This is a genomic window from Streptomyces collinus, from assembly GCF_031348265.1.
GTDB lineage: Bacteria > Actinomycetota > Actinomycetes > Streptomycetales > Streptomycetaceae > Streptomyces > Streptomyces collinus.
Window position 1 is genome coordinate 6,280,722 of record NZ_CP133771.1, and the last position, 14,451, is coordinate 6,295,172.

A 14,451-nucleotide genomic window follows, 5' to 3' on the forward strand; every position below is an offset into this window, starting at 1 on the left:
CGCAAGGCCGACGGCGCTTACTACCGGCCCTACCAACGGGTACCCTCAACCCGATATGAGCACCGAGAACCTCCCCCAGAGCCCCGAGCAGCCGCCTCGCAAGCCGCGTGTGGCCGTCGTGTTCGGCGGGCGCAGCTCCGAACACGGGATCTCCGTGGTCACGGCCGGCGCCGTCCTCAAGGCCATCGACCGGACGAAGTACGACGTCCTGCCGATCGGCATCACGCAGGACGGGCGTTGGGCGCTCACGGCGGACGAGCCGGAGCGGATGGCGATCGTCGACCGGCGCCCGCCGAGCGTCGACCTGCTCGCCGAGTCCGCCGAGGGCGCGGTGATCCTCCCGGTCGACCCCGCCAGCCGCGAAGTCGTCTACAGCGAGCCGGGATCGGTCCCCAAGGCGCTCGGCGAGGTCGACGTGGTCTTCCCGGTGCTGCACGGCCCGTACGGTGAGGACGGCACCCTCCAGGGCCTCCTGGAGCTCTCCGGAGTCCCGTACGTGGGTTCGGGTGTGCTCGCCTCGGCCGTCGGCCAGGACAAGGAGTACATGAAGCGGGTGTTCACCTCGTTCGGGCTGAAGGTGGGCCCCTACGTGGTGATTCGCCCGCGTGAGTGGGAGCACGACGAGACCGCCGCCCGCAAGAAGATCGTCGACTTCGCCGGCGAGCACGGCTGGCCGCTGTTCGTGAAGCCCTCGCGGGCCGGTTCGTCGATCGGCATCACCAAGGTCGACGACCTCTCCGGCCTCGACGAGGCGATCGCCGAGGCCCAGCGGCACGACCCCAAGATCCTCGTGGAGGCCGCGCTGCGCGGCCGGGAGATCGAGTGCGGGGTCCTGGAGTTCGAGGACGGCCCCCGGGCCTCCCTGCCCGCGGAGATCCCCCCGCCCGAGGCGCAGGCGTACTACGACTTCGAGGCCAAGTACATCGACTCCACCCCGGGTCTCGTCCCGGCGCCCCTCACCCCCGAGGAGACGGCCGACGTCCAGCGCCTGGCGGTCGACGCGTTCGAGGCGGCGTCCTGCGAGGGCCTGGTGCGCGCGGACTTCTTCCTCACCGAGGACGGCGAGTTCGTGATCAACGAGATCAACACCATGCCCGGATTCACGCCCATCTCGATGTACCCGCAGATGTGGCAGGCGAGCGGGGTGAGCTACCCGGAGCTGATCGACCTGCTGGTGCAGGCGGCACTGCGGCGCTCGACGGGCCTGCGGTGAACCGGCTCTAGAACCCGGGCTTCAGGAGGCGATCCCCACGGGGATCGCCTTCTTCACAGCGGCGGCCAGATCGATCAGCACACCCGAGCTGTCCACGCCCTCCGGCGCCCGGACCTCGACATAGGCCTCACGGTTGGCCGTGGTGAACCGGTACCCCCCGCCGTCCTGCTCCTGCATCAGCCAGTCCACCCCGTTCACGCCCCCGGCGACCGCATCCGGATCCCGCCCTTCCGCCACCTTCGGGTCGACCATCTCGGGCGGCTGCGGCACACCACAGCGAAGTATGATCGCCGGACTGCCCCAGCTCGCCGTCAGCGCCGACGCGGGCTCGGGATCCTCACGACGCTGACCGTTCACCTTCGCGGGCAGTACCTTGTCCAGGTTCCGGCACAGTTCCGCGACCTTCGCGTCCGGACTGGGAACCGCCGCCGACGCGCTGTCGTCTGCTGAGGAGCAGCCCGCAACAGTGATCAACAGCGCGACAGCGGGCAGGCGGAACACGCGGAGGACACAAAGGTGCCGGTGACGGAAAGAGTTCACCGGCACAGGGTAGACGGGGGCTACAGATGGACGACCGGGCAGGTCAGGGTGCGGGTGATGCCGTCCACCTGCTGAACCTTGGCGACCACCATGCGGCCGAGGTCGTCGACGGTGTCGGCCTGCGCCCGCACGATCACGTCGTACGGTCCCGTCACGTCCTCGGCCTGGATGATCCCAGGGATCTTGCTGATCGTCTCGGCGACGACCGAGGCCTTCCCGACCTCGGTCTGGATCAGGATGTACGCCTGTACCACGGAACCTCCAGGGCGGCCACGAGGATCATGTGGGGAAAAGGAACGCCACGGTATCGCGTCGCCGCTCGCCGCGGGGAGACCTGCGGGGACCGGGTCTTGCGCGCCGAGGTGCAGGTCCGGCAGAACTTGACGGTCACTTCGACGGTAGCGAGGACGGAGATGCCTCGCGACCGGGCACGGACAGGGACAGAAGGGGAGAAAGGGCAATGAAGGGCACTGTTGGTGAGCTCGGTGAGTTCGGGCTCATCAGGGAGCTCACCTCCCGTCTGACCACCACCCCGGCGGTCCGGGTCGGCCCCGGCGACGACGCCGCCGTGGTGGCCGCACCCGACCGCAGGGTCGTGGCGAGTACGGACATCCTGGTGGAGGGCCGGCACTTCCGGCGCGACTGGTCGACGGCCTACGACGTGGGCCGCAAGGCGGCCGCGCAGAACCTCGCCGACATCGCCGCCATGGGCGCCGTACCGACCGCGCTGCTGCTCGGCCTGGTCGTCCCGGCCGAACTGCCGGTGACGTGGCCGAGCGAGCTGATGGACGGCCTGCGCGACGAATGCCAGGTGGCGGGCGCCGCCGTGGTCGGCGGTGACGTCGTGCGCGGCGACTCGATCATGGTGTCGATCACCGCGCTCGGCGATCTGCGCAACCAGGAGCCGGTGACACGGGCGGGCGCCCGGCCCGGCGACCGGGTCGCGGTGACCGGCTGGCTGGGCTGGTCGGCCGCCGGGTACGCGGTGCTGTCGCGGGGGTTCCGCTCGCCGCGGGCGTTCGTGGAGGCCCACCGGCGGCCCGAGCCGCCGTACCACGCGGGTCCGGCCGCCGCCGGGCTCGGGGCGACCGCGATGTGCGACGTGAGCGACGGGCTGATCGCCGACCTCGGGCACATCGCCGAGGCGAGCAAGGTACGGATCGACATCCGCTCCGGAGCGATCGACATCCCGTCCCAGATGAACGACATCGGGCAGGCCGTGGGGGTCGACCCCATGCAGTGGGTGCTGACCGGGGGAGAGGACCACGCGATCGTGGCGACGTTCCCGCCGGACGTGAAGCTGCCCGCCCGCTGGAAGGTCATCGGCGAGGTCCTCAACCCCTCGGCGCTGCCCCAGGTGACGGTCGACGGGGCGCCGTGGACCAGCAAGGGCGGCTGGGACCACTTCGCGGACATAGAGTCATGATCCCCAACGTCCTCACGGTGGCGGGCTCCGACTCCGGCGGAGGCGCGGGCATCCAGGCCGACCTCAAGACGATGCTCGCGCTCGGCGTGCACGGCATGAGCGTCGTCACGGCGGTGACCGCGCAGAACTCCCTCGGTGTGCAGGGAGGTTGGGAACTGCCCGTGGAGGCCGTGCGGGCCCAGTACCGCAGCGTCGTCGACGACATCGGCGTCCAGGCGGTCAAGACCGGGATGCTCGCCTCCGCGGAACTCGTGGAGGCGGTCGCCCAGTTGATCGCGGAGACGGACGCCCCCGCCGTGATCGACCCGGTGGGCGTCTCCAAGCACGGCGACGCCCTGCTCGCCGCCTCCGCGCTGGACTCCGTCCGTACGAAACTGCTGCCGGTGGCCACCGTCGCCACACCGAACCTCGACGAGGTGGCCCAGATCACGGGCGTACGGGTCGAGTCGGAGGCGGACATGCGGCGGGCCGCCGCGGCCGTCCTCGGCTACGGGCCGCGCTGGGCGCTGATCAAGGGCGGGCACCTGCCCGGTGACGCCGTCGATCTGCTCACCGACGGATCCGAGGAGCACTGGCTGCGGGCGCCCAGGCATGACAACCGCCATACCCACGGCACCGGCTGCACCCTCGCCTCGGCGATCGCCTCCCAGCTCGCCAAGGGGCAGTCCGTGCCGGAGGCGGTGGCGGCGGCGAAGGAGTACGTCACCGGGGCCGTCGCGACCGGGTTCGCGCTCGGCGGGGGGATCGGCCCGGTGGATCACGGCTGGCGGTTCCGGGCGGGGCCTGAGCGCTGAAGTGCGGGGCCCGAGCACTGATGTGCGGGGCCTGAGCGCTGAGTGGCCGCTGAGTATTGATGCGCGGGAGCGGGCCGCTGGAATCCGGGTACGGCAAAGAGCCGGTCCACCAGAGGTGGACCGGCTCTGCAGCGAACCAGCAGTGGCCGCGCGCTAGCTGAGCGTCAGCGCGAGACCTTGCCGGCCTTGATGCACGAGGTGCAAGCGTTCACGCGCTTCGGCGTCCCGCCCACCACGGTACGCACTCGCTGGATGTTCGGGTTCCAGCGGCGGGGCGTACGGCGGTGCGAGTGCGAGATGTTGTTGCCGAAGCCCGGCCCCTTGCCGCAGACGTCGCAGTTGGCAGCCACGGGTCACTCCAAAGACTTCAGATGCACTTACGGTTGATCCCGGCAGGCCGGGATCAAGATTCTCGGGCTCTGCTGAGCCGGTCGAAATCTGAGTGGCGTTGCCAGGGGGAAGGCCCGATCAGATCGGGCAACCGGAGCAGCATACAACGGCTGCACCCGTAGAACGAAACTACCATGGCAGCTCAGGGGCCCGGTCCCCTCCCTCTTCCGGTGAACACCGCCCCGGGGTCTACGCTGCGAGCCACGTCCAGCAGCTCAGGGAGGCGTAGTGGCGCAGGTGCCGCAGACATTCTTCGATGCTCTCGCGGTGCGCACCTGGTGCGGCCTCGCGCTGGAGACACTGGGGCGGGCGCGCGAGGAGATCGACGCGATCAACGTCTACCCGGTGGCGGACGGCGACACCGGCACCAACCTGTATCTGACCGTCGAGTCGGCGGTAGCGGCGGTCGAGGCGGTGTTCGCCGGGCACGCGGCGGGCTCCGGGCCCGAGGGGCCGACGCTCGCCGACGCCGCCCGGGCGATGGCGCACGGAGCACTCATCGGTGCCCGCGGGAACTCCGGGACGATCCTCGCCCAGCTGCTGCGCGGCATGGCCCAGGTACTGGCCGACGACGACCCGGCCCACGCGGACGGCCAGGGTCTGCGGCTCGCCCTGCGGCAGGCGGCCGACTCCGCCCGCCGGGCCGTCGCCCATCCCGTGGAGGGAACCGTCCTCACGGTCGCCTCGGCCGCCGCCGACGCCGCGGACGCCGCGGACGGTGCCCGGGGCGACTGCGGGACCGTGGCCCGGGCGGCCTACGACGGAGCCCGCGCGGCCCTCGCCGCGACCCCGGGCCAGCTGCCCGTCCTGGAACGCGCCGGGGTGGTCGACGCCGGGGGGCGGGGACTGGTCGCGGTGCTCGGAGCGCTGGTGGAGACGTTCACGGGGGAGAGGGCCCGGGGGGTGGCGGGGAGTGCGGGCACCGGCCCCTCCAGGGACCCCCACGCGCGCGTGGAGCCGGCCGCGGGCCCCGTACCGGTCGACGGGGCCCTGGAGGAGTGCGCTGACGGCGCCGCCGCCGTGCCGGGCCAGGAAGGGCCGGCCTTCGAGGTGATCTACCTCCTGGAGGCCGAGGACCGGGCCGTGGAGCGGCTGCGGGAGCGGCTCGACGCCCTCGGGGACTCCCTCGTCGTGGTCGGCGGCGACGGGCTGTGGAACGTGCACGTCCATGTGGACGACGCGGGCGCCGCCGTCGAGGCCGGCATCGAGGCCGGGAGGCCCCACCGGATCCGCATCACGCACTTCGGCGCGGGTGACGTCCACACCACCGGCGCCGAGCGGCCGCCCCGGGAACGCGCCCAGCGGGCCGTCGTGGCCGTCGTGCCCGGCGAGGGGCTGGCCGGGCTGTACACCGAGGCCGGCGCGACGACCGTGCTCGCACGCCCCGGGGAGCCGCCCGCGAGCGGAGAGCTCGTCCAGGCCGTACGGCGGGCCCACGCGCGCGAGGTCGTGCTGCTGCCCAACGACGCCGATCTGCGCCACACCGCTGCGGCGGCCGCCGAGCAGGTCCGCACGGAGGGCATCCGGGTCGCCCTGATCCCCACCCGCTCGGCGGTCCAGGGCATCGCGGCACTGGCCGTGCACGAGCCGGACCGCCGCTTCGACGAGGACGTCGTGTCCATGACCTCCGCCGCCGGGGCCACCCGCTACGCCGAGGTCACCTTCGCCGAACGCCAGTCCTGGACGATGGCCGGCATCTGCCAGGCCGGCGATGTCCTGGGCCTCATCGACGGGGACGTGGCCGTGATCGGTTCGGACGTCGCCCAGACCGCCGAGACCGTTCTCGACCGCATGCTCTCGGCGGGGGGCGAGATGGTCACCCTGGTCCTCGGCGACGCCGTCCCCGACGCCGTCGCCGAGCATCTGGAGGGCCGGGTCCGCGAGGGGTACCTCGCCGTCGACACGGTCGTGTACCGGGGCGGACGGCAGGGGGCCCTGCTCCTCATCGGCGTGGAGTAGGGCCGGGGCCGCATCGACGGAACCGGCGGGCAGCGGCGGACCGGTCACCGGCCCACCGGCCGCCTCGCCCCCGACCAGCCCCGGCTCGCCGGCCACGCCATAGCCGGCCCCTCGCCGCCACCGCGTTCCTGAAGCCGGCCGTGGCCGCCGCGGGCCGCCATGGCATCGACCAGGCCGGCGAACTGACCTTGGAAGCCCCTCTCGAACCGCCTGAGCAGGGCTCCCTGCGCGTCCAGGTCGCCGTCGGGCTCAGTCCGGACGCTCCGCCGACAGCCGCAGCAACTGCTCCGCCTCCGCCCGGCGGGCCCGCACCGCCTCGTCCTCGCCGTCCCCGGCCTCCGTGCCGCCGCGTCCCTCGTACGCCGCCAGCACCGCACGCGCGCGTGCCGCCGCGTCGGCGGGGCGGCCCAGGTCGGCCTCCAGCCGGCCCGCGGCGAGTTCCGCGCCGGTGCGGCTGTGCAGGGCGCCGTCCCCGAGGGAGGCGAACACCTCTGCCGAGCACACCACTTGGGCCAGCGCCTCCTCGAACACCTCGCGGACCGGGGCGCCCTCGGTGCCCTCGGAGGCGGAGCGGGCCAGCAGGTCGCCGAACTGCCGGTGGGTGTGGCCGAGTTCGGCGACGAGCTGCTGCCGGGACTCCTCGTCGGTGGCTGCCTCCCGCGCCTCCTCGCACTCCCGGACGGCGTCCGCCATCAGGTCGCGTGCCCCTCCCAGCCCGTCCTGCGCGCTGAGCGCCAGCCAGGCGCGGGCGCGCAGGGAGCGGATCAGGCCGTGGGTGTTGCCGAGCTCGCGCCACAGGCCGCCCGCGCGCGCGTAGGCCTGGTCCGCCTCCGCCGCCAGTCCGGCCTGCCCGAGGGACTCCCCGGCCAGGTGGGCGAGGGTCGCGTGGTCGTGCTGCTCGGGCCAGTGCCGGGCGATCTCGGCGGCCTGCAGGCGCCGTTCGGCGGCCGCCCGGTGCTCGCCCAGCTCGCTCAGGCAGTCGCCCAGCCACCACTGCGTCTGCACGACCGCCCCGTCGCCGTGCGTCTCGGCGGTCAGGTCGGGCAGCGCCGACTCCAGCACCTCCGCGGCCTCGGCCCACCGCCCCTGCCGCAGCAGGAAGCCGCCGAGCTGCTGGCGCGCCCACGCCCCCAGCGTCGCCGACTCGCCCGCCTCGTCGGCCCAGTGGGCGGCCTCCAGGGCGTGCCGGGCGGCCTCCACGGCCTCACCCCGGCCGCCGACGACCTCGGCGAGCTGAAGGTGCAGCTGGGCCCGCCCGGGCGCCTCCAGCTGCGCCCCGCCGTGCTCCAGGGCCGCCCGCAGCGCCCGTTCCGCCTCCGCCATGTCGCCGAGATGGTGGGCCAGAGAGGCGAGCCGGGCCTCGTACTCCACCGCGAACCACGGCAGCCCCGCCGCCGTGAACGCCGCCGCGCCTCGCGCGAACAGCTCCGCGGCCCTCTCCAGATCCCCGGCCAGCCCGGCCAGCTCCCCGAGCATCGCTCGTGCCTCGGCGACCCGGGCGGCCAGCCGTACGTCCTCCCCGGTCCGGCCCTCGACGAGCGCGAGGACCTCCCGGACGGCGGCCTCGGCCTCGGCGAGAGCCGCCGGGTCGCCCTCGGCGCCGTGCGCCCGGCGCGTCAGGATCCGCGCCCGGCTCATCACCACGGACGCCGTCTGCCGGATGCCCGTGCCGTCGGCCGCGTACAGCGCCAGGACCTCGTCGTAGAGGCCGGTCACCGCCGCGACGGCGCCGTCCACGTCACCCGCGAGTGCGCGGACGTACGCCCCACGCACGCGTGCCGCGAGGGCCTCGCCCGGGTCGCCCGCTTCCGCGTAGTGGCCGGCGGCCCGTTCGAAGAGCCCGGTGCCCTCGGGGCCGAGGGACATCGCCTCGTGGTCGGCCATCTCGGCACGGTCGCGCGGGTCGAGTTCGGCGCCCTCGGCGGCCGCGGCGGCAGCGGCCCACGCCTCCACGGCGCCCGGCCGCAGGGTGTCCGACAGCCGCCGCGCCTCGGCCAGCAGGGCGGGCAGATCCGGCTGCCCGGTGGCGGGAACCGGAGCCGCGACGGGAGCGGGCGGGGGAGCCGGCCGTACCGACCGCACTCCCAGCGGCAGCCGCTCCACCAGCGGTCGCCGCGCCATACGCGCGCGTGCCCGCTCGCTCACGTGCGTCGTGCCGTTGCGTTCGTCGAAGCGCGCCGCCAGGGCGAGGGCCACCTCGCGCGCGTGCGTGGCGAGTTCGCGGGCGGTCCACTCCCGGCCCGCCGGGCCCGGCACCTGCCGGTCGCCCAGCCCGAGCCCGGTCAGCCGGTCCATGAGCAGGGCGACCACGCTCATGAAGTCCAGCTTGCTCTGCGGATGCCCGTCGTCCGTGAAGTACGCCGGACGCTCCGCGAGCAGCTCCAGCCCCCGCGCCTCGTTGCCGGTGAGCGCGCAGAACTCCACGTGCTCCGCGTAGGCGCCACGCATGCTCTCCATCGCCCGGACGAGCCGGAAGCCCCGCAGATGGCTGGCCCGGGCCTCCTCCTCGCGGCCCAGCCGCAACAGCGGCACCAGGGACGACGCGAGGGCCGTGTGCGGCTCGTGGGCGCAGGTGTACTCGCCCTCCAGCACCGGCCCCCACAGATCCAGCGCCTGCGCGTCCCGCCCCTGCTCCGCCTGCCACCAGCCCTGCCCGTGCAGCTCGCACGCGTGGCAGTCGGCCATGCTGTCGCGGTCGGCGGCCAGCCACGCGGCGTACGCCCGCTCGGCCCGCGCCACGTCCCCCACGTGCGCGGCGACACTGTGTTCGGCGCTGCGCACGGCCCGTTCGGAGTGCCCGGCGAGCCGGTAGCGGTGCTCCATCTCGCCGAGCCACTTCTCGATCGACGCGAGCGGGACGTGCGGCTGGTCGAGCATGCCGGCCGAGACCCACTTGAAGACCCAGTGCAGCGAGTGGCTCTCGTACTCGTCGAAGTCCTCGGGCCGTTCGTCCCACATACGCAGCAGCCGCGCGAAGGGGACGAACATCTTCCCCTTCTCGGAGCTGTAGTTGTAGACCTTCAGCTGGTGCCCGAGCGCCTCGATCACGGCGAGCGGGATGCCCAGCTTCTCGGCCGCCGTCAGCAGCTCCTCCGCGCGGGCGTTGCGGGCCGGCCCCTCCGGCTGCCCGGAGTTCTCCGCCATAGCCTCGCGCAGGGCGTCGAAGTCCGTGATCTCGCTCATGCCTGACCGTCCTCGCTGTGCGTGGCCCACTCCAGGAGGCCGATGAACGCGCGGTTGAGCAGCGCCGAGTCGGCAGGCCTGAGCGGTCGCTGCGCCATCAGCAGCGCCTGCCCGTAGAGCGACTCCGTGGCCGTGCCGATCAACTCCGGGTCGGGCAGCGCGCTGATCCTCCGGACCAGCGGGTTGAGGTGGTTGAGCACCAGACGCGCGCGGGGTGCGCTGCCCCGCAGGGAGCCCAGGATCCCCGCCCACAGGTCGTCGGCCCGCTCCTCGGCGTCCGCCCGGGCCTGTTCGTGCCGGGCGTCCCGGTCGTCGAGGTGCAGCGCGGGCACGGACAGCGGGTGGAAGGCCCGCAGCACGACGTCACAGCCCAGCGGGTCGAGCCGGGCCCGGGCCGCCGCCAGGAAGCCGGACAGGGCCAGCTCCTCGGCCGGGTCGACCGCGTCCAGATGCGCGGTCACCGTCTCCGCGTCCAGCTCGGCGACCACGGTGCCCGGCCGCACCGACGGCAGCGCCTGAACCAGCTCGCTGTCGTAGGTGTAGCCGCCGTTGATCACGCCGATGCCCTGCGCGGACGCGATCGGCGCGACCTGCCGGTACTCCTCGACGGTCCGCGTGAAGTGCACCACCGGGTGCCGCTGCGCGAACTCCTCCAGGGACAGCCGCCCGTCGGTCGTCTCGAACGGCAGCCACGGCAGCATCGTGCGCAGCATCTCCCGGTCGTGCCGGGCCAGCGACTTCACGCCCAGGTGGTGCACCGAGAGGAACGCGGCCAGCCGCTCCGGATCACCGGCCGCCAGCCCCGTCAGCCAGGCCCGGATCCGCTCGCCCAGCGCCTCCCGTACGGCCGCCAGCGTCTCGTCCTCGTACAGCGCCTCGCGGGACGCCGTGGGCCGCAGACTGTCCGTGTCGAGCACGCAGCGCACGAAGAACGCCCAGTCGGGCAGCAGCTGTTCGGCCCGCTCGGTCAGCAGCATGCCCTTGAGGTGCACCCGGTGACCGGCGCGCTGTGCCGGGCTCACCGCCGACGGCAGCACGTACGCCACCCCGCGGATGCCGGCCAGCGGAACGGACAGGTCGATCGTGTCCAGCGGGGTGAAGCCGAACAGGCCGTGGCAGTGCCGGGCCAGGGCGACCCGGCGCGCGGCCGGGCCCGGGTACGGCCGGTCCCAGGGCGCCGGAAGGTCGGTGACCGCCTCGTCGCCGACCCGGACGTCGTACGGCAGCAGCGACCCGAACTCCCGGGCCAGTGCTTCGACCCGCCCGGGTGAGAGCCACTCCGCGGCACCCGCCCGGGCCACCAGGTGCACGGTCGTGCCCGGTTCGGGCCGCTCGGCGTCCGGCAGCGTCCGCACGGTGTACGAACCGTCGTCGGCCGCCGTCCACTCCACCGGCGGCGCCCCGGGCGTACGGGCACTGCGGCTGACGACCCGGATCCGCTCGGCGACGACGAAGCAGGCCAGCAGCCCGATGCCGAACTGCCCGAGGAAGTCGGACCGGGCCTCCTGCAGCCCCTCGGCCCGCTTGGAGCTGCGCCCGATGGTGGCGAGCAGGCTGTGCACGTCCCCCTCGGTGAGGCCCACGCCGGTGTCCTCGACCCGCAGGGCACCGCCCTCGGCGTACAGCCGGACCCGGGCCGGAGCGTCGGGTTCCGTCGCGCGTCTGGCCGTGATGGCGTCCACGGCGTTCTGCAGCAGTTCCCGCAGATATACCTTCGGACTGGAGTAGAGGTGGTGGGAGAGCAGGTCCACCAGACCACGCAGGTCGACCTGGAACGTATGAGGTGACGAGGGCGGATGGGGTGCCTGGGATGCCTGTGAGGTCTGGGAGTCCATCTTCACGGCGCCGGTGGGGGACTCGCGACGGCGCGGGGTCGGGCGGTCCCGGTGGGGGCGGTGACCGCGGAAAGGGGGCCGGGAGCGCGTCATCCTAAGGCCCGAACCAACCGCCTGACCAGGGGTTTCCGGGACCTTTACGGCGATCCGGCCGCGGCCTGGGAGCCATTGTCAGTGGCGTGGTGTGCAATGGATCTCGTGCCCGCACTGGAAGAACCCCTGCGACAACCGCTGAAGTCGGTGCTCGGCCCCGCCACCGCGAAGGTGATGGCCGAGCACCTCGGCCTGCTCACGGTCGGCGACCTCCTCCACCACTACCCGCGCAGATACGAGGAGCGCGGCCAGCTCACCCACCTCGCCGACCTCCCCATGGACGAGCACGTCACGGTGGTCGCGCAGGTCGCCGACGCCCGCCTGCACACCTTCGCCTCCGCCAAGGCCCCGCGCGGCAGGGGCCAGCGCCTGGAGGTCACGATCACGGACGGCAGCGGCCGGCTCCAACTGGTCTTCTTCGGCGCGGGCGTCCACAAGCCCCACAAGGAACTGCTGCCGGGCACCCGCGCGATGTTCGCGGGCAAGGTCTCCGTCTTCAACCGCCGCCTCCAACTCGCCCACCCGGCCTACGAGTTGCTGCGAGGTACCGACGACGATCCGGCGGAGTCCGTCGAGGCCTGGGCGGGCGCCCTGATTCCGATCTATCCCGCCACCGCCAAGCTGGAGTCCTGGAAGATCGGCAAGGCGATCCAGACGGTCCTGCCCACCGCCCAGGAGGCCGTCGACCCGCTCCCGGACACCCTGCGCGAGGGCCGCGGCCTGGTCCCGCTCCCCGAAGCCCTGCTGAAGATCCACCGCCCGCACACCAAGGCCGACATCGAGGACGCCCGCTCCCGCCTCAAGTGGGACGAGGCCTTCGTCCTCCAGGTCGCCCTGGCCCGCCGCCGCCACGCGGACGCCCAACTCCCCGCCGTCCCCCGCAAGCCGGCCCCCGATGGCCTCCTCACCGCCTTCGACGCCCGTCTCCCCTTCACCCTCACCGACGGCCAGCAGCGCGTCTCCCGGGAGATCTTCGACGACCTGGCCACGGACCATCCCATGCACCGGCTGTTGCAGGGGGAAGTGGGTTCCGGGAAGACCATGGTCGCCCTGCGCGCCATGCTCGCCGTGGTCGACGCCGGCGGGCAGGCCGCCATGCTCGCCCCCACCGAAGTGCTCGCGCAGCAGCACCACCGGTCCGTCGTCGAGATGATGGGCGAGCTGGCCGAGGGCGGCATGCTGGGCGGGGCCGAGCAGGCCACCAAGGTGGTGCTGCTCACCGGCTCCATGGGGGCGGCGGCCCGGCGGCACGCCCTGCTCGACCTCACCACCGGCGAAGCCGGCATCGTCATCGGCACGCACGCGCTGATCGAGGACAAGGTGCAGTTCCACGACCTGGGCCTGGTCGTGGTCGACGAACAGCACCGCTTCGGCGTCGAGCAGCGCGACGCCCTGCGCGGCAAGGGCAAGCAACCCCCGCATCTGCTGGTCATGACGGCCACGCCCATCCCGCGCACGGTCGCCATGACCGTCTTCGGCGACCTGGAGACGTCCGTCCTGGACCAGCTCCCGGCGGGCCGCTCGCCGATCGCCAGCCATGTGGTCCCGGCCGCGGACAAGCCCCACTTCTTGTCCCGCGCGTGGGAAAGAGTCCGCGAGGAGGTGGAGAACGGCCACCAGGCCTATGTGGTCTGCCCCCGCATCGGCGACGAGGAGGACGACCCGAAGAAGTCCGGCAAGAAGAAGTCCCCGGAAGACGAGGCGGAGAAGCGCCCGCCCCTGGCCGTCCTCGACGTGGCCGATCAGCTCACAAAGGGCCCTCTCCAGGGACTGCGGGTCGAGGTGCTGCACGGCCGCATGCACCCCGACGACAAGGACGCCGTGATGCGCCGCTTCGCCGCCGGCGAGACACATGTCCTGGTCGCCACGACGGTCATCGAGGTCGGCGTCAACGTCCCGAACGCGACCGCCATGGTGATCATGGACGCCGACCGCTTCGGCGTCTCCCAGCTCCACCAGCTGCGCGGCCGGGTGGGCCGTGGCTCGGCACCCGGCCTCTGTCTCCTGGTCACCGAGATGCCCGAGGCGAGCCCGGCCCGCCAGCGCCTGGGCGCGGTCGCCTCCACGCTCGACGGTTTCGAACTCTCCCGCATCGACCTGGAACAGCGCCGCGAGGGCGATGTCCTCGGCCAGGCCCAGTCGGGCGCCAGGACCTCCCTGAAGGTCCTCGCCGTCATCGAGGACGAGGAGATCATCGCGGAGGCGAGGGAGGAGGCGACGGCAGTGGTCGCGAACGACCCGGAGCTGACCCACCTCCCGGCCCTGCGCACGGCACTGGACGCCCTCCTGGACGAGGAGCGGGAGCAGTACCTGGAAAAGGGGTGAGCGGGACTGACCCTCTTTCAGGGGCGGGGAACTGCGCGACCAGCCACAATGGACCTGAAGCCGCCCACGACCAAGGACCACAGATGACCCGCGTGATCGCCGGCACAGCCGGCGGACGTCGACTCGCCGTACCCCCCGGCACCGGCACCCGCCCCACCTCCGACCGCGCACGCGAAGGCCTCTTCTCCACCTGGCAGTCCCTCCTCGGCGGCCCCCTGGAAGGCGAACGCGTCCTCGACCTCTACGCCGGCTCGGGCGCAGTGGGCCTGGAGGCCCTGTCCCGGGGCGCGGGCCACACCCTCCTCGTCGAGGCCGACGCCAAAGCCGTGCGCACGGTCCGCGAGAACGTGAAGAACCTCGGCCTCCCCGGCGCCGAGGTCAGATCCGGCAAAGCGGAACAGATCATCCGTACGTCACCTTCCGGCGCCCCGTACGACCTCGTCTTCCTCGACCCCCCGTACGCCGTCACGGACGACGATCTTCGGGAGATCCTCCTCACACTCCGCTCGGAGGGCTGGCTCACCGAGGAAGCCCTCGTCACCGTGGAGCGCAGCACCAGAGGCGGTGAATTCCGGTGGCCCGAGGGTTTCGAACCCCTCCGGGCCCGTCGCTACGGCGAGGGAACGTTTTGGTACGGTCGCGCCGCCTCTACGTGCGAAGACGCACGATGACCGGACCGGAGAGCGAGGGAAC

At 73.1% G+C, this 14,451-nt stretch carries 11 protein-coding genes; 6 read left to right on the forward strand and 5 right to left on the reverse strand.

Annotation, left to right across the window (positions count from 1 at the left end):
• The first annotated feature begins 55 nt into the window (after positions 1-55).
• Entirely contained in the window at positions 56-1,213 is a 1,158-nt protein-coding gene (locus tag RFN52_RS28765) for a D-alanine--D-alanine ligase family protein (RefSeq protein WP_184850375.1), read from the forward strand.
• A gap of 21 nt (positions 1,214-1,234) precedes the next feature.
• Here the strand turns inward: RFN52_RS28765 and RFN52_RS28770 are convergent, their stop codons facing one another.
• The gene (locus RFN52_RS28770; protein ID WP_373308606.1) at positions 1,235-1,753 is read right to left on the reverse strand and encodes a DUF3515 domain-containing protein; all 519 of its coding nucleotides are present in this window, start codon (positions 1,751-1,753) and stop codon (positions 1,235-1,237) included.
• Between the two features lie 20 nt (positions 1,754-1,773).
• Positions 1,774-2,007 carry an Lrp/AsnC family transcriptional regulator gene (locus tag RFN52_RS28775; RefSeq protein ID WP_031106939.1) on the reverse strand — a complete coding sequence of 78 codons (234 nt, stop codon included), beginning with the start codon at positions 2,005-2,007 and terminating at the stop codon, positions 1,774-1,776.
• Positions 2,008-2,213: 206 nt separating this feature from the next.
• Between RFN52_RS28775 and RFN52_RS28780 the strand changes: the two genes are divergently transcribed.
• Both RFN52_RS28780 and thiD read left to right on the forward strand, forming a co-directional pair.
• Positions 2,214-3,179, forward strand: coding sequence for a thiamine-phosphate kinase (locus tag RFN52_RS28780; protein WP_104781449.1), 966 nt, complete (start codon positions 2,214-2,216; stop codon positions 3,177-3,179).
• Positions 3,176-3,973: a bifunctional hydroxymethylpyrimidine kinase/phosphomethylpyrimidine kinase gene (gene thiD, locus RFN52_RS28785; protein WP_184850377.1), complete on the forward strand. Its 798-nt coding sequence runs from the start codon at positions 3,176-3,178 to the stop codon at positions 3,971-3,973. Before RFN52_RS28780 ends, thiD begins: the two co-directional genes overlap by 4 nt.
• A 164-nt stretch (positions 3,974-4,137) precedes the next feature.
• On the opposite strand, the gene rpmB is transcribed toward thiD, so the two are convergent.
• Positions 4,138-4,323 carry a 50S ribosomal protein L28 gene (rpmB, locus tag RFN52_RS28790; protein ID WP_004924906.1) on the reverse strand — a complete coding sequence of 62 codons (186 nt, stop codon included), beginning with the start codon at positions 4,321-4,323 and terminating at the stop codon, positions 4,138-4,140.
• A 268-nt stretch (positions 4,324-4,591) separates the two neighbouring features.
• Between rpmB and fakA the strand changes: the two genes are divergently transcribed.
• On the forward strand, positions 4,592-6,322 hold the full coding sequence (fakA, locus tag RFN52_RS28795; protein WP_184850380.1) for a DAK2 domain-containing protein: 1,731 nt from the start codon (positions 4,592-4,594) through the stop codon (positions 6,320-6,322).
• Positions 6,323-6,571: 249 nt separating this feature from the next.
• On the opposite strand, the gene RFN52_RS28800 is transcribed toward fakA, so the two are convergent.
• Both RFN52_RS28800 and RFN52_RS28805 read right to left on the reverse strand, forming a co-directional pair.
• A complete protein-coding gene (locus RFN52_RS28800; protein ID WP_184850382.1) occupies positions 6,572-9,505 on the reverse strand; it encodes an ATP-binding protein in 2,934 nt (977 codons plus the stop codon).
• The gene (locus tag RFN52_RS28805; RefSeq protein ID WP_184850383.1) at positions 9,502-11,340 is read right to left on the reverse strand and encodes an HSP90 family protein; all 1,839 of its coding nucleotides are present in this window, start codon (positions 11,338-11,340) and stop codon (positions 9,502-9,504) included. The genes RFN52_RS28800 and RFN52_RS28805 overlap by 4 nt, the downstream gene beginning before the upstream one ends.
• Before the next feature lie 189 nt (positions 11,341-11,529).
• Here RFN52_RS28805 and recG point away from each other — a divergent pair, with 189 nt between their 5' ends.
• Positions 11,530-13,758 (forward strand): ATP-dependent DNA helicase RecG, encoded by a 2,229-nt coding sequence (gene recG / locus RFN52_RS28810; RefSeq protein WP_184850385.1) that lies wholly within the window; start codon positions 11,530-11,532, stop codon positions 13,756-13,758.
• An 83-nt stretch (positions 13,759-13,841) separates the two neighbouring features.
• Positions 13,842-14,429, forward strand: a complete 588-nt coding sequence (gene rsmD / locus RFN52_RS28815; RefSeq protein ID WP_184850387.1) for a 16S rRNA (guanine(966)-N(2))-methyltransferase RsmD — start codon at positions 13,842-13,844, stop codon at positions 14,427-14,429.
• Positions 14,430-14,451 lie beyond the last annotated feature (22 nt).

What these genes read in the sequence shown, in the direction of transcription:
- RFN52_RS28765 (WP_184850375.1), top strand. Translation starts at nt 56, where the DNA reads ATGAGCACCGAGAACCTCCCCCAGAGCCCCGAGCAGCCGCCTCGCAAG.
- RFN52_RS28780 (WP_104781449.1), top strand. Translation starts at nt 2,214, where the DNA reads ATGAAGGGCACTGTTGGTGAGCTCGGTGAGTTCGGGCTCATCAGGGAG.
- thiD (WP_184850377.1), top strand. Translation starts at nt 3,176, where the DNA reads ATGATCCCCAACGTCCTCACGGTGGCGGGCTCCGACTCCGGCGGAGGC.
- RFN52_RS28800 (WP_184850382.1), bottom strand. Translation starts at nt 9,505, where the DNA reads ATGAGCGAGATCACGGACTTCGACGCCCTGCGCGAGGCTATGGCGGAG.
- RFN52_RS28805 (WP_184850383.1), bottom strand. Translation starts at nt 11,340, where the DNA reads ATGGACTCCCAGACCTCACAGGCATCCCAGGCACCCCATCCGCCCTCG.
- recG (WP_184850385.1), top strand. Translation starts at nt 11,530, where the DNA reads ATGGATCTCGTGCCCGCACTGGAAGAACCCCTGCGACAACCGCTGAAG.
- rsmD (WP_184850387.1), top strand. Translation starts at nt 13,842, where the DNA reads ATGACCCGCGTGATCGCCGGCACAGCCGGCGGACGTCGACTCGCCGTA.